The 14616-nt window shown below is 65.6% G+C and carries 12 protein-coding genes; 10 read left to right on the top strand and 2 right to left on the bottom strand.

Annotation, left to right across the window (positions count from 1 at the left end; genetic code table 11):
- Positions 1–19 precede the first annotated feature (19 nt).
- From AB4068_RS11455 to AB4068_RS11410, 10 genes are all read left to right on the top strand, one after another.
- Complete coding sequence (locus AB4068_RS11455) at positions 20–1390, top strand: glycosyltransferase (RefSeq protein ID WP_441433440.1); 1371 nt, start codon at positions 20–22, stop codon at positions 1388–1390.
- Positions 1387–3462, top strand: a complete 2076-nt coding sequence (locus AB4068_RS11450) for a glycosyltransferase family 39 protein (RefSeq protein ID WP_441433439.1) — start codon at positions 1387–1389, stop codon at positions 3460–3462. Before AB4068_RS11455 ends, AB4068_RS11450 begins: the two co-directional genes overlap by 4 nt.
- A 6-nt stretch (positions 3463–3468) precedes the next feature.
- Positions 3469–5562, top strand: a complete 2094-nt coding sequence (locus tag AB4068_RS11445) for an ArnT family glycosyltransferase (RefSeq protein WP_441433438.1) — start codon at positions 3469–3471, stop codon at positions 5560–5562.
- A gap of 198 nt (positions 5563–5760) precedes the next feature.
- Positions 5761–7293, top strand: a complete 1533-nt coding sequence (locus tag AB4068_RS11440) for a sodium:solute symporter family protein (RefSeq protein WP_441433437.1) — start codon at positions 5761–5763, stop codon at positions 7291–7293.
- Positions 7290–8555 (top strand): AGE family epimerase/isomerase, encoded by a 1266-nt coding sequence (locus AB4068_RS11435; RefSeq protein ID WP_441433436.1) that lies wholly within the window; start codon positions 7290–7292, stop codon positions 8553–8555. Before AB4068_RS11440 ends, AB4068_RS11435 begins: the two co-directional genes overlap by 4 nt.
- A complete protein-coding gene (locus tag AB4068_RS11430) occupies positions 8552–9301 on the top strand; it encodes a 6-phosphogluconolactonase (protein WP_216363182.1) in 750 nt (249 codons plus the stop codon). The genes AB4068_RS11435 and AB4068_RS11430 overlap by 4 nt, the downstream gene beginning before the upstream one ends.
- Positions 9298–10062, top strand: coding sequence for a sugar isomerase domain-containing protein (locus AB4068_RS11425; protein ID WP_441433435.1), 765 nt, complete (start codon positions 9298–9300; stop codon positions 10060–10062). Before AB4068_RS11430 ends, AB4068_RS11425 begins: the two co-directional genes overlap by 4 nt.
- Complete coding sequence (locus tag AB4068_RS11420; RefSeq protein WP_441433434.1) at positions 10059–11222, top strand: N-acetylglucosamine-6-phosphate deacetylase; 1164 nt, start codon at positions 10059–10061, stop codon at positions 11220–11222. The genes AB4068_RS11425 and AB4068_RS11420 overlap by 4 nt, the downstream gene beginning before the upstream one ends.
- The gene (locus AB4068_RS11415; RefSeq protein ID WP_441433433.1) at positions 11219–12496 is read left to right on the top strand and encodes a neutral/alkaline non-lysosomal ceramidase N-terminal domain-containing protein; all 1278 of its coding nucleotides are present in this window, start codon (positions 11219–11221) and stop codon (positions 12494–12496) included. Before AB4068_RS11420 ends, AB4068_RS11415 begins: the two co-directional genes overlap by 4 nt.
- Entirely contained in the window at positions 12493–13560 is a 1068-nt protein-coding gene (locus AB4068_RS11410) for a LacI family DNA-binding transcriptional regulator (protein WP_441433432.1), read from the top strand. Before AB4068_RS11415 ends, AB4068_RS11410 begins: the two co-directional genes overlap by 4 nt.
- On the opposite strand, the gene AB4068_RS11405 is transcribed toward AB4068_RS11410, so the two are convergent.
- Positions 13495–14172 carry an HAD-IA family hydrolase gene (locus AB4068_RS11405; RefSeq protein ID WP_441433431.1) on the bottom strand — a complete coding sequence of 226 codons (678 nt, stop codon included), beginning with the start codon at positions 14170–14172 and terminating at the stop codon, positions 13495–13497. The two genes, AB4068_RS11410 and AB4068_RS11405, sit on opposite strands and share 66 nt — an antisense overlap.
- A gap of 54 nt (positions 14173–14226) precedes the next feature.
- Positions 14227–14604: a VOC family protein gene (locus AB4068_RS11400; RefSeq protein WP_059388606.1), complete on the bottom strand. Its 378-nt coding sequence runs from the start codon at positions 14602–14604 to the stop codon at positions 14227–14229.
- Positions 14605–14616: the final 12 nt, after the last annotated feature.

Here is a 14616-nt window from a genome sequence, read left to right as displayed (position 1 = left end):
GCAACGGCACTCTGGATACATGACGCTCATCGAATCCACCTCCGGAACCCTGAAGGACCCCGCGGTGGTGCCGCCGGGCCTTCCCATCCAACCCAGCACTCCCATCCAGCGCGGCACGGGGCGGCGCGCCCCCGTGGACACCCACGCCGCCATCCCCGTCCTCGACGTCACCATCCCCGTCTTCAACGAGGAACGCGATCTCGAAGAGTGCCTGCGCAGGCTTCACGGCCACTTGCGCGAATCCTTCCCGCATGGCTTCCGCATCACCGTGGCGGACAACGCGAGCACGGACGGCACGTTGAAAATCGCGGAGCGCGTAGCCCGGGAACTGCCCGAGCTCGCGGTTGTCCACCTTGACGAGAAGGGACGCGGCAACGCCCTTCGCAAGGTGTGGCTTGCATCGCCGTCGCCCGTTCTGGCTTACATGGACGTTGACCTTTCCACTGACCTCGCCGCACTGGCGCCCCTTTTGGCGCCGCTGATCTCCGGCCATTCGGACCTCGCCATCGGCACCCGACTGACCCGTAACTCGCGGGTCGTCCGCGGCCCCAAACGCGAGTTCATTTCGCGCAGCTACAACTTGATGCTGCACTCGTTCATGGGTGCCCGCTTCAGCGATGCCCAGTGCGGCTTCAAAGCGATCCGGGCAGACGTCGCCCAGCAGATCCTCCCGCACACCATGGATAACTCGTGGTTCTTCGACACCGAACTCCTGGTCCTCGCCGAACGCTGCGGCCTCCGGGTCCACGAAGTTCCCGTCGACTGGATCGACGATCCCAATTCCAGCGTCGACGTGGTGCGGACCGCCCTGGCCGACATGCGCGGCATGGTCCGGCTTACCCGGGATCTCGTCTCTGGACGCATCCCGATTCCGGAACTGCGGGCGGCACTTGCACGCGGGCCTCTCCCGGCGTCGTCCCGCACTGCCGAGCAGAGCCCGCGAAGCAGCCTATTCGGGCAATTGGTCCGGTTCGCCGCGATCGGGGCTGCGTCCACCCTCGCCTATGTGCTCATCTTCCTGTTCTGCCGCGGCATCATGGACCCGCAGCTGGCGAACTTCCTGGCGCTGCTCGTCACGGCCATCGCCAACACCGGCGCCAACCGTCGCTTCACCTTCGGCATCCAGGGCGGCAATCCCGTTCGGCACCACTTCGAGGGGTTGATCGTCTTCGGGATCGGTCTCGCACTCACCTCCGGGGCCCTCGCCCTGGTGCACAGTACGACGACGCCGGACCGCTGGGGCGAGCTCCTCACCGTGGTCGCAGCGAACCTCGCCGCCACGGCAGTCCGCTTCCTGTTGTTCCGCCTTTGGGTCTTTCGGCAGCCTGCGGCGCCGTCGGCTGAACCCACGACACAAGCCAAAACGCGCACAGAAACGGCAGCATCATGACCTCCACGATTACTCCCGCAAGCACAGGACCCGCCGCCGGAAATGCTGACGCCGGCCCCGCCGTCGGGATTGCCGACGCACCGCGCCACTCGGCAGGCCCATCAACCCCGGACGCCAAGCCCCGCTGGACCCGATACGCCTTTGGTCGGCAGCCCCGTTGGGTACGGCCGTCCGCCGCCGGGCTCCTCGTAGCCACCGCGTTCCTGTATCTCTGGAACCTCGCGGCCACCGGCTACGGAAACTCCTTCTACGCAGCGGCCATTCAAGCCGGCACCAAGGACTGGACGGCGCTTCTGTTCGGTTCGCTCGACGCCGGCAACGCCATCACCGTGGACAAGCCTCCGGCCTCCTTGTGGATCCCTGCTTTGGCGGGCCGGATCTTCGGCTTCTCTCCCCTGAGCATGCTGGTTCCCGAGGCGCTGATGGGCGTGGCCGCCGTTGGATTCCTTTACTTGACGGTCAAGCGGGTTTCCGGACCAGGCGCTGGCTTGTTGGCCGGTGGGGCATTGGCACTGACCCCGGTGGCGGCGCTCATGTTCCGCTTCAACAATCCCGACGCCATGCTGACTCTCTGCCTGGTCCTGGCGGCGTACTTCACTACCCGCGCCATCGAACGGGCGGGCTGGAAGTGGCTCGCCGCTGCCGGCGCTGTAGTGGGCCTCGCGTTCCTGAGCAAGATGCTGCAGGGTTTCCTGATTGTTCCAGGCCTGGGACTCGCGTACCTCTGGGCCGCCCCGACCCCGTTGCGGCGGAGGCTGCTGCACCTGCTCGGCGCGCTGGCCGGAATCGCAGTAGTAGCCGGCAGTTATGTCGCCCTCTTCCAGCTGACCCCGGCATCGGCACGGCCTTACATGGCGGGTTCGCAAACCAACAGCTTCCTCGAGCTGACCTTTGGCTACAACGGGCTGTCCCGCATCACGGGTTCGGGCGAAGGCACGCCCGGCGGAGGCGGAGCGGGCGCCCCTGCTGGAGGCAATCTCGGTGGCCTCGGCGCCTTCGGCGGAGGCGGTGGCGGCAACGCCGGATTCGGTGGCGCTGCCGGGATCACCCGCATGTTTGGCACGAGCTTCGGCGCTGAGGTCTCCTGGCTTCTCCCTGCTGCACTGATTCTGCTGGCGGCCGGCCTGTGGTTCACCCGCCGGGAAGCGCGGGCTTCCCGCACCCGTGCCGCGCTCATCCTGTGGGGTGGCTGGCTTCTGGTGACGGCGGGCGTCTTCAGCTTCATGAGCGGCATCGTCCACCCGTACTACGCGGTAGCGCTCGCACCGGCAATCGCGGCCTTGGTAGGCATTGGCAGCGTTGAGCTGTGGCGTGGCCGTGGATATTGGCCGGCCAGGATCGTCCTGGCCGTGGTCATCCTCGGTAGTTCGGCCTGGTCCGCGGTTCTCCTGGGACGCGACGCCTCCTGGCTTCCGTGGTTGCGCATCGTGATCGTCGTTCTCGGCGTGGTGGCGGCAGCGGCAATCCTGCTCCGCCTCGACTCGTTGCGCTTTGCCGGCCAAAACACGGCGGGGCGGTTCCGGAACGCTGCGGCCGCGGCCGTCGTCGTCGTTTCCCTTCTGGCCGGCGGCCTCGGAACAGCGGCGTGGACGCTCGCGACGGCGGCTACAGCACACTCCGGTTCCATCCCGACGTCGGGACCCAGCGGTTCCGCCATGGGCGGCTTCGGAAACCGCGCCGGTGGGTTCGGCGCAGCTGGTGGCGCGGGTCAGGCGGGAGGGCCCGGTTTCGAGGGAACGTCCGACGCCGGACTGACCGCCCTGCTGAAATCCACCACCACGAAGTGGTCGGCGATCGTCTCCGGTGCCACCCAAGCCGCAAGCCTTGAGCTCGCCACGAACACCAACGTGATCGCGCTCGGTGGCTGGAACGGCGGCGATCCCTACCCCACGCTGGCAGAGTTCCAGGACATGGTGGCCAAGGGACAGATCGGCTACTACATCGCAGGAGGCGGCATGGGTGGCGGCGGGTTCGGAGGCCAAGGCGGCAATTCCGAGGTAGCCTCCTGGGTACAGGCGAACTTCCAAGCCCAGACGGTGGGCAACTCCACGGTCTACAAGCTGACAAAGTAGATTCCGATGACCACTTCCTATTCCACAGGCACGGACTCCGAGGCAAGGCAGCCGGCTCCGCCGCCGCTGTTGGTGGGGCCGACTGCGCCGCAAGAAGCGGCCGTTCCCCACGGAGGGGGCGGCCGCGCCCGGGCCGGTTCGCCCCGCCGGTCCCGCCAGCCCCGCCGCACCCGCGGCCCGCATGCCCTGCGGCACCGCGTGGAGCTCGGTTTCGTGCTCCTGGCAACGGCGGTCCTTTATCTCTGGAATCTCGGCGCTTCCGGCTGGGCCAACGCGTTCTATTCCGCGGCGGCCCAGGCCGGTTCGCAGAATTGGGCCGCATGGTGCTTCGGATCGTCCGACGCCGCCAACTCCATCACGGTGGACAAACCGCCGGCGTCGCTCTGGATCATGGACCTCTCGGTACGGATCTTCGGGCTGAGCTCCTGGAGCATCCTGGTTCCCCAGGCGCTCATGGGCGTGGCCACGGCCTGGCTGCTGTATCTGGCAGTCAGGCGAGCCGCGGCCCCCGCTTCCGGCGATCCACAGCTCGCCCACCGGGCCGGGCTGCTCGCCGCCGTCGTCATGGCCATCACCCCGGTAGCCACCCTCATGTTCCGGTTCAACAACCCGGACGCCCTGCTGGTGCTACTCATGACGGCCGCCGGCTACGCCACCCTGCGGTCCATGCAGGACAACAAACTGCGCTGGCTCCTGCTGGCCGGAGTGTTCCTTGGCTTCGGCTTCCTCACCAAGCAACTCCAGGTCCTGCTGGTGGTTCCTGGATTTGCGGTGGCGTACTTGGTTGCCGCGCCGGGTGGAGTGGGGCGTCGCCTGCTTCATCTGCTCGGCGCGGGGGCGGCCATGGTGGTCGCGGCCGGCTGGTGGCTCGCCGTCGTCGAACTCGTTCCGGCGAACATGCGGCCATACATCGGCGGCTCACAGAACAACTCCATCCTGGAACTGACGCTCGGTTACAACGGCTTGGGCCGGCTCAGCGGCCAGGAGACCGGCAGCGTCGGGGGCGGCAACGGCTGGGGAGTTCCCGGGCTGTTCCGGATGTTCAACAACGAATTCGGCGGCCAGATCGCGTGGCTGCTCCCTTCGGTGCTGGTCCTCGGGGCCGGGCTGCTGTGGCTGGGCCGGCGTGCCCCGCGCACGGATAGCGTCCGCGCCTCGGTGATCGTGTGGGGCTCGTGGGTGCTGGTCACCGGGCTCGTGTTCAGCTTCATGGCAGGCATCATCCACCCCTACTACGCGGTGGCGCTGGCCCCGGGCATCGCCGGGCTCGCGGGCCTGGGCGGGGCGCTTTTGTGGCAGCACCGCGCACAGCTCGTCGCCGCGGTCGTGCTCGCTGTGGCAGTGGCCGCAGCTGGATTCACGGCCTTCGGCCTCCTGGGCGGCACCACCGCTTATGGTCCGTTGCTGCGCTGGGCCGCGCTGCTGGGCGCATTGGCGGCTGCGGCCGGCTTGCTGCTCTCGGGACGTTTCCCGGTCCGCATCCTCCACCGCACGACGGCGGCGCTCGCCCTCGCGGCCTCCCTTGCCGGTCCGCTGGCGTACTCGATCTCTACCGCCTCCGTGACGCATAGTGGCGCAATCCCCAGCGCCGGTCCCGCGACTACGTTCGGTGGCTTCGGCGGCTTTGGAGCCCGGGGCGGCTTCGGGCAAAACAACGCAGCCCAGAACACTCCCCCGCAGACCCTCCAACAGCCGGGCGCCCAGGCCGGCGGCTTCGGAGGGAACCGGCAAGGCGGCGGCATGGGCGGCCTGCTCGGCGCCACCACGCCGTCGTCGGAAATGGTTGCCGCACTGAAATCCGGCGCCTCGAACTACACGTGGGCGGCCGCCGTCGTGGGCTCGAACAACGCCGCCGGCTACCAGCTGGCCACCGAACTGCCGGTCATGGCGGTGGGCGGTTTCAACGGCACGGACCCGTCTCCCACCCTTGAGCAGTTCCAGCAGCTCGTGGCACAGGGCAAGATCCACTACTTCATCGCCGGCGGGACCATGCAGGCGAACAGCGGATCGGAAGCCCCCGCCCAGATCGCGCAATGGGTGGCTGCGAACTTCCAGTCACAGACCATCGGCGGGACCACGGTGTACGTACTGGCGGGGTGAGCCGGCCGGCTGAAGCACCCAAACGGGTTGTGGCGGTGACCGCGGAGTAATCCGAGGGCACAGCCACAGCCTTTCTGTCGCCTTCCAGGCCCCGCAAGAAATCTTTCAAAAAGACCCTTGTTTTGCAAACGTTTGCAGAGAAAAGTGGACGCCACTGCAGATCCCATTTCCAAGCTTTCGTTGCATCAAGGAGCATGTATGTATTTCGCCGACTGGCTCGTTTTAGGGGCCTATTTCGTCGTCATGATAGGGATCGGCTGGTGGGCCAAGAGCCGAGTGAAAAACGCCGCGGACTTCTTCACAGCCGGCGGGAAGATGCCGTGGTGGCTGGCGGGAATCTCCCACCACATGTCCGGCTATTCGGCAGCTGTCTTCGTGGCCTACGCCGCCATCGCCTACACCACCGGATTCGCACTGTATGTCTGGTGGGCGCTCACCATCACCATCGCCTGCCTTGTTGGCGCTGTCTTCTTCGCCCCGCGCTGGCCGCGCCTGAGGCAGCGTTTGGGAATCATCTCCCCGCTCGAATACCTGGCTACGCGCTACAACCTGCCCGCGCAGCAAGTACTGGCTTGGTCCGGTGCCGCATTGAAAGTCTTCGATGTTGCGGCCAAATGGGCGGCCAGCGCGATCCTGCTGAACGTGTTCGCCGGGGTTCCGATCGCCGTTGGCATCCTGATCGTTGGCGGGGTCACGCTCATCTATTCGACCATTGGCGGTTTGTGGGCGGACGCATTGACGGATATGGGCCAGTTCATCATCCAGTCCGTAGCGGGCATTGCGATGCTTATCTTCGCCGTGGCCAAGCTCGGGGGCGTTTCCTCGATCGCGGGAATCTGGTCCCGTCTGCCGGCCTCGCACTCACAGCCATTCGCGGGGGACTACACCATCGGATTCTTCCTCGCCTATTGCCTGATCAGCACTATTTCCTACAACGGCGGAACCTGGAACCTGGCTCAACGCTTCATCGCCGCTCCGTCCGGCTCAGCGGCCCGCAAATCAGTCCTGCTTTCGGGCGCACTGTATCTCGTGTGGCCTCTGGTGCTTTTCTTCCCGATGTGGGCCGCGCCGCTGATCCTGCCCAATCTGACGCACCCGGATCAGGCTTATGCGCTCCTGACCCAGCAACTGCTGCCGGCCGGCCTGGTGGGGTTGGTCGTCGCCGGAATGTTCTCACACACCATGGCCATGACGTCTTCGGACGCCAACGCGATTTCCGCCGTCGTCATCCGGGACATCATCCCTGCGCTGCGCGGTTCCCGGCAGCCCCTGACGTCGCGGGCGGAACTACTGGGTGGCCGGATTTCCACGTTCCTGTTCATCGGATTGTCGATGGTCATCGCCCTGAGCGCGGATTCATTCGGCGGCGTGCTTGGCCTGATCATCCTCTGGTTCGGGGCCTTGGTGGGGCCGATCGCCGTTCCCATGCTGCTAGGGATGTTGCGTCCGTTCCGGCGCTGCGGCCCATCGGCAGCCCTGTTCTCCTGGGCTACCGGTTTGCTCGTTTTCGCACTCGCAAAGTACGCTTTGGCCGCTCCCATCGCGAGCCTGGGCACGGCCAGTGCGCAGACAATCAACGTGGCCGCTCCGGTGCTTGCCTCGGCGATCGTCTATTGCGTCTTCGGCTGGCTGCGCCCGTGGCACAACGAAGCATCAGACGCCCTTGTCGAGTCCCTTGACCGGGACCTTGAGCCAGCCACATCGATTCCAGTCGAAAGCCCCGTGGCATGAGCGCAACTGGATCCGAAATACGGGATCAGCTGCTCAAGGGAGTCCTCCCCTGGTGGCTCGAGAACGGGGTGGACAGGGAAAACGGAGGGGTTTTCACCTGCTTTTCCAACGCAGGGCGATTGCTTTCGAACGAAAAATATACGTGGTCCCAAGGCCGCTGGGCTTGGCTCTGCTCAAGGATTGCGCTGGACAGCGAGGCCGGAATCATCGGGGAAGATCCCCGGCTGTGGGCAACCCTCTCGATTGAAACCGCCAGGTTCATCCAGGCACACGCCATCCTGGACGGCAGCGTGACGGCATACCGCACATCGGCTGAGGGACAGGCGCTACCGTCCGGGCCGCAAGGGGAGATCGCCGTCAGCGTACTGGCCGACCTCTTTGCGGCCTTGGGCCTGGCGGGTGCAGCCCGGCTTCCCGAAGCGGCTGGCCGCGAACGTGACGAGTGGCTCCAATCAGCCCATGCGCTTCTCGCCCACGCCGAAGAAAGAATCGAGGCCCGGAAGGCTCCGTCCGAGCCCTACCCCGTCCGCGCCGGATTCAAGGACGCGGCCGGGCTGATGCTGCTTCTGAATGTGGGCGCCCAACTCCATTTGGCCTGCGGCTCTGTTGAAAGCGCCGAAACAGCCGGTGCCGCGCTTTCCCAGCTGCTCGGCGACGGATCCTCCGAAGGCATGTGGAAGGCCGACACCTGGTGGGAATACCGGCCTGACAGTAGCGATGACCTGGACACGCTCCTGGCCCGCCACCGCACCCCCGGCCACTTGTTGGAGATGCTCTGGATGGTCATGGAAGCCGCCGAAATAGTGCCCGGACTTGCACCACGTATTCCGGATTGGCTACCGGACCTTGCCATCCGTGCCCTGGAAGCGGGTTGGGATGACCAGCATGGCGGCATCTTCCGATACGTCGACAGCACCGGGGATGAACCGCGGGGCAGGCTTTTCGGCAACGACCCCTACGAAACGTTGGTGACCCAAACGTGGGACACCAAGCTGTGGTGGGTCCAGGTTGAGGCCCTCTACGCAACCAGGCTGCTCGCCGAGCGTTTCGGGCGGCCCGACCTCCTGGATTGGCATGAGCGGATCTGGTCCTACACCCTCGGCACCTTTCCGGATCCCTCCGGCCAGGAGTGGCTGCAAATCCGCGACCGCGAGGGGAAGCCCCTCGACAAGGTGGTGGCGCTGCCCGTCAAGGACCCCTTCCATATAGCCCGATCCCTCCTCCTGACTACTGAACTAGAAACCCGAAGGACACACACGTGACAGCACTGACCACTTACAGCCCTGTCGTTTCCACACACCCGGACCGGGCCGCACTGGGGGAACACGCCGGCGCGCATGCAGCGGAAACGCTGCGCAAGGCGCTCCGGAACCAGCGGGAGGTCCGGCTGATGCTCGCAGCAGCTCCCAGCCAGGAGGCAACGCTTCAGGCGCTCGTCCAGGAGCCCGGCATCGATTGGAGCCGCATAACGTGTTTCCACATGGACGACTACCTCGCGCTCGAGCCGGACGCACCCCAAGGATTCGGAAACTGGCTGCAACGTACGTTCTTCAGCTTCCTTCCGCCCACCACCTTTCACCGCATCAACCCGGGGAACCCTGCCCAAGACGAAGCGGAGCGCTATGGCACGTTGATGGGCCAAGATCCCTTTGACCTCGTCTTGCTCGGATTGGGGGTCAACGGCCATCTTGCCTTCAACGATCCCCCGGCCGACCTCGCCGACCCGCTGCCCGCCCGCGTCATCAACCTGGACCAAGTAAGCCGCCAGCAACAGGTGGACGAAGGGCATTTCGCCGGTTTCGACGACGTTCCGCAGCGCGCCATCACCGTCTCCATCCCGCGTTTGCTGCATGCCTCCGAAATCATCGCCTCCGTGCCAGGCCGTGCCAAAAGGACTGCCGTCCACAACACCCTGAACCAGCCGATCAGCGGAGACCATCCGGGTACTGCGCTGCGCACGCACCCCAACGTCACCATCTACCTCGACGCCGAATCCGATCCGCGATGAACTCACGTGAGCAGCTCTCGGGCGACTACCTCGGAAGAATCACCGAGCTCCTCGGGCGGATCCGCCTGGAAGAAGCCGAAAACATCAGAGTCGCCGCGGACATCCTTGCGGCCCAGGTAGCCAAGGACGAACTGGTCCACATCTACGGCCCGGGCGGTCATTCGAACCTGGCAAGCCAGGAAGTGTTCTTCCGGGCAGGCGGGTTGATGCACGTCTCGGCCATTTTGGACGAAGGCACCTTGCTCTCCGGCGGCGCCCTCCGCTCTATGGCCATGGAACGGACTCCGGGTTACGGCCGGATCGTCATCGAAGACGCGGGCCTCGGACCCGGGGATGTCCTCATCCTGGTCAACGCCTACGGCATCAATAGCGCGCTCATTGACGCGGCGCTGACGGCACGCGAACTATCGGTCACGACCATCGGCGTTTCCTCGCGCGAGCACGCGGAGGAAACAGCCGGTGACCACCCCGCACGGCATCCGCAAAAACTGAACCTGCACGACGTCGTCGACCACCACATCGACACGAAGGTTCCGGTCGGGGACGCCGTCATGGAGGTCCCCGGGGCAAAGGAAAAAACGGCCGCAGTGTCCACCTTCGCCAACGCCTTCGCCCTCAACTGGCTCATGATGTCCACCATCGGCAAGCTCAACGAAATCGGCATTGAGCCGCCATTGTGGCGATCGGGAAATGCTCCAGGCGGGGACGAAGCCAACCAGCAGTTCATTTCACGTTTCAAAGGACGGGTACACAAGCTGTGACACACCCCAAAACGATCGTGGGCAAAGACCCCCACCGGGGGATCAACATAGAAATCGCCTACGACACGACCATCCTGTCGGTGCGGGAGATCGGCCCTTTCCAAGGGGTGCCCGTGATCGCGCCGGGATTTATCGACGGCCAGGTCAACGGTTACGGCGGCCTGGACGTCAACTCCGCCGACGTCTCGCCGCAAACCATCATCAACCTGAGCGCGGAGCTTGCGAAACTGGGCGTCACCACGTGGGTCCCGACCATTGTGACAGCGTCGGAGGAGGCAATCACCGTCGCGCTCGAACAGATCAAGCGTGCCTGCGACATTGGTCCGACCACCAGGGCAGCCATCCCCTGCGTGCACATCGAGGGTCCTTTCATCTCGGACCAGGACGGTCCCCGCGGTGTCCACGACGCCGCCTTCGTCCGTCCCTTGGACGCAGATGAGATTCGGCGCTGGCTTCGCGCAAGCGGAATGGTCGGTATCGTCACCGTCTCCCCACATACGCCCGATGCGCCGGCCCAGATCGCCCGGATCCGCGAACTCGGCGTCGAAGTGGCCATTGGACATACGCACGCGAGTCCTGAACAAATCACGGCTGCCATCACCGCGGGAGCCGGTCTGGCCACCCATCTGGGCAACGGCATCGCCACCACCCTGCCAAGGCATCCGAATGCCCTGTGGACTCAACTCGCTGACGACCGGCTCACGGCGGGACTCATAGCGGACGGCCACCACTTGCCCAGCGATACGCTCAAAGTCATGATCAGGGCAAAGACCCCCGAGCGCGCTTATCTGGTGTCTGACAGCACCGCACTGGCCGGTAGCGCGCCTGGCCGCCACCGCACTTCCGTGGGCGGCCTCGTGGATCTCGCTCCTGGCGGGAGGCTCTCCCACGTGGGTACGGACCTGCTCGCGGGGGCCGCCGCTACCCTCCCGGACGGATTCCGCAACGTGATCCGCAACGTCGGCCTGGAGCTACCGGAGGCCCTCAAAATGGTGACGTCCACTCCCGCCCGGGTGATTCCGGGCACCCGGCCGGGGCTCGGCCACCTTCGAGTCGGTTCCCCGGCAGATTTCGTCCTGATCACCGGGGAGGGACCCGGAGCCGGGACCATTACCGAGGTCATCCAGTCCGGCCGGAAAGTATCCGGCGGACCGGAATGAGTACCCCCCAAGCCGAGCAGGGCGTCCTGAGGGTGGGCGCCGCCGTCGTCGGGATCTCGCCGCCCGCAGGTACCCCAATGGCCGGATTCGCGGCGAGGACTGAACCGAGCACCGGTGTCCACGATCCCCTGACCGTCCGGGCGTTGGCTGTCGATGACACGTGCTGGATCACCGTGGATGTGTGCGGCCTGCACGAAGACACATGCACCCGCATCGCACGCGGCCTGCCCTTCATGCCGGAACGTGTCGCGATCACCGCGACGCATACCCACGCAGGTCCGTGCGTTATGCCGGGCCGACTCGGAGGCCATGACCCGGGTCTCCTGGAGGAGATAGTCGTGGCTTGCCACGAGGCCGCCGAGACCGCGTTGGCCTCCCAACAGCCTGCCACCTTGCACTACGGCGAATCGCGCGGAGTGGACATTGCCAGGAACCGACGCCATCCCGAACGTGCCGTGGACCCGCCCGTCCAAGTCGCCACATTCAGCGACGAAGCCGGACAAGTGCTTGCCTGGATCCTGCTCTATCCGTGCCACCCGGTGGTCCTGGGTCCGGAAAACCGGCTCATCAGCGGCGACTATCCGGCGTTCACCAGGAGCGTCCTGGAGGAACGTTCCCCAGGCTCAGTGGCCCTTTTCCTGCCCGGGACCGCCGGTGACATCAACTCGGGCCATCGTGCCGACGCGTCGTACTCGCTTTCCGGCTCAACGGGCAGGACGATGGAGCAGGCGCGAAAGATCGGAGAACATGTGGCGGCATCCGCGTTGGGGAGCCCGCTATTGCCGGTCTTCGGTTCCCGGGAGACCTCGGCGGCCCGGAGGACCGTCGGCGTCGCAATGAATGCGCGCGACGCGGTTTCCCCCTCGGCGTTGGGCCGGCAGTGGGAGGCCGAAGCGGTTTCTGCCGATCCGGGCCGGCGATCCCTTCTCAACACGTGGATGCAGTGGGCGATGGACCGCGGTCCCGACGACAAAATGTCCTGGCGCGCGCCAGTGAGCGTCTTCAACTGGCAGGGCCTGACCCTCGTAGGACTACCCGGAGAACCATTCTTGGCCGCAACGGAAGCCATCGCCTCCGAGCTCGAAGGGCCCGTATTCGTCACGGGCTACACCAACGGGTGCCCCGGATACTTCCCGAGCGCGGACGAATATGACTTCGGAGGATACGAAGTGGAGGACGCGCACCGCTATTACGGTATGCCTGCCCCCTTCGCGCCTGGCAGCGCGGAAGCCCTGGTCCGTGCCGCATTGGAGCTCGCGGGTGAGCCCCAATGACGGGCCGTCCAACCATCACGCAATTGGCGGCCGAACTCGGCATAGCCCCCTCAACCGTGTCCAGGGCCTTTACCCGGCCAAACCTGCTCAAGCCCGAGACGGTGGCAATGGTTCAAAAGGCTGCCGAAGCCGCCGGCTACGTACCGAACCATCACGCTCGCGCCCTCTCGACAGGACGCGCCGGCGCTATCGGACTCATCGTGCCGGACATCGCCAACCCGTTCTTCCCTCCACTCGTCCGCGCGGCCCAAAACTACGCGAGCGACCTCGGACTGTCCGTGTTCTTGGCGGACACGGATGAAGACCCCACCCGGGAAGACCGCCTCATCTCACGGATGGCGCCCCAGGTCGAAGGGTTGATCGTCGTATCTTCCCGGCTCGCTTCGTCCCGCATCCGGCAAATCGCCGATTCCCAGCGGGTAGCCTTCATCAACCGCGATGTTCCGGAGACGTACCGGATCCTCCTGGACACTACGGCCGCCATCCGCTCCGGTCTGACGCACCTGTCCGGGCTCGGCCACCGCCGCATCGCCTACGTCGGCGGGCCACCACAATCATGGGCAAACAAGCAGCGCCGCTCGGCCGTAGACAACTTCTCGAAGGCCCACGCCCTCGAGGTCATGCACTTCAGTGCGGACCCGGGCACCTATGACGCCGCGAAGGCTCTGAGCGATTCGGTGGCAGCGTCCGGAGTCACCGCAGTCATCGCTTTCGACGACGTGATCGCGCACGGCTTGATGGGCGGGTTCGCTGCCGCGGGCGTTGACGTCCCGAAGGACTTGAGCGTCATCGGATGCGACGACACCCTCGCGACCGAAACGTTTCCTGCCCTTTCGACGATCGCGGTCAACGTCGGTGCTGCAGCCCGGCGCGCCGTCGCCGCCCTCTCCGAGAACCCAGGCTCAACCAGCCTGACGGGCGCAAGGATCATCTTCGAAGGAACCCTCGTCCTCAGGGGAACAACAGGACCGGTCCGTCCCGCATCCAGCCCGCTGACGCTAGAACCGGAGCTCGATCACCCATCGACCGGAAGCGTCCAGGCTCGCCGTGGCAGTGACAGCTGAATAGTCCGCGATCTGCCACAGCCCATCCGCCGCCTCGCCGCCGGCGTCGCCCACCACCACGGTCCGCATTCCGGCCGCACGGGCGGAAGCGATGCCCGCGGGGGCATCTTCGAAGACGACGACGTCGGCCGGCTCGGCACCCAGCAGCGCTGCGGCCCTGAGGTAGCCTTCCGGCTGCGGTTTGCCACGGGTCACGGCCTCGGAGGTAACAGTGGTCGCGGGCATCTCGAGTCCGGCTGCCTGCATGCGCACCCCGGCAAGGATCCGATCGGCCGAGGTGACCATGGCGACGGCGTCGGCAGGCAAGGACCGCAACAGTTCCGCGGCTCCGGGCAACGCAACGATCCCGTCCGTCCGGGTCCGTTCCATCTCGCCGAGTTCCTCCGCGAGCGCGTCGATGTCAGCTCCGGCGGGAGCGAAACGGCGCACCGTGTCCTTGGCTTGGACACCGTGTGAAGTCCGCAGGATCTCCTCGATGTCCAGTCCATACCGGCCCGCGAATTCGCTCCAGACTTCCTCCACGATCGCGGTGGAGTCCACCAAGGTTCCGTCCATATCGAAGAGGACAGCCCGGACGGTCAGGGTTTTCACGGCTTCAGCAGGCAGATTCATGCATCCATCCTGCCGCTGAAGCCGGTCTGCGGCCCAACTCTTACGGTGTGAGTCCTAGCCGTTGGGCCGGTGGGGGATGTACTGAACGGCCCATTTGTTGCCGTCCGGATCGGCGAAGTACACAAAGTGGCCCCAATCCTGGATGTCGATGTCGCTGACTTCCACGCCGTTGGCCTTGAGCTGGCTGTGGGCCTCCTGGATATCCCCCACCACCATTTGCAGGCTGGGAGCGGTGCCTGGAGGGGCGTCGTTGAGGCCCTCGCCGATGCAGATGGAGCAGGCCGAGCCGGGCGGAGTCAGTTGGACGAAGCGAATACCGTCCATGGGCCGCTCGTCGTAGTCGGCGTTGAAGCCCACTTTGTTGACGTAGAAATCCTTGGCGCGGTCCACATCGGACACGGGGACAAACACAAGTTCAAGTTTCCAGTCCATGCGCCAAAGGCT

The sequence above is a fragment of the Arthrobacter sp. 2RAF22 genome (assembly GCF_052115325.1).
Taxonomy (GTDB): Bacteria; Actinomycetota; Actinomycetes; order Actinomycetales; family Micrococcaceae; genus Arthrobacter.
Note: the sequence above shows the minus strand (reverse complement) of the source record. Positions and strands in the feature narration are given on the sequence as shown.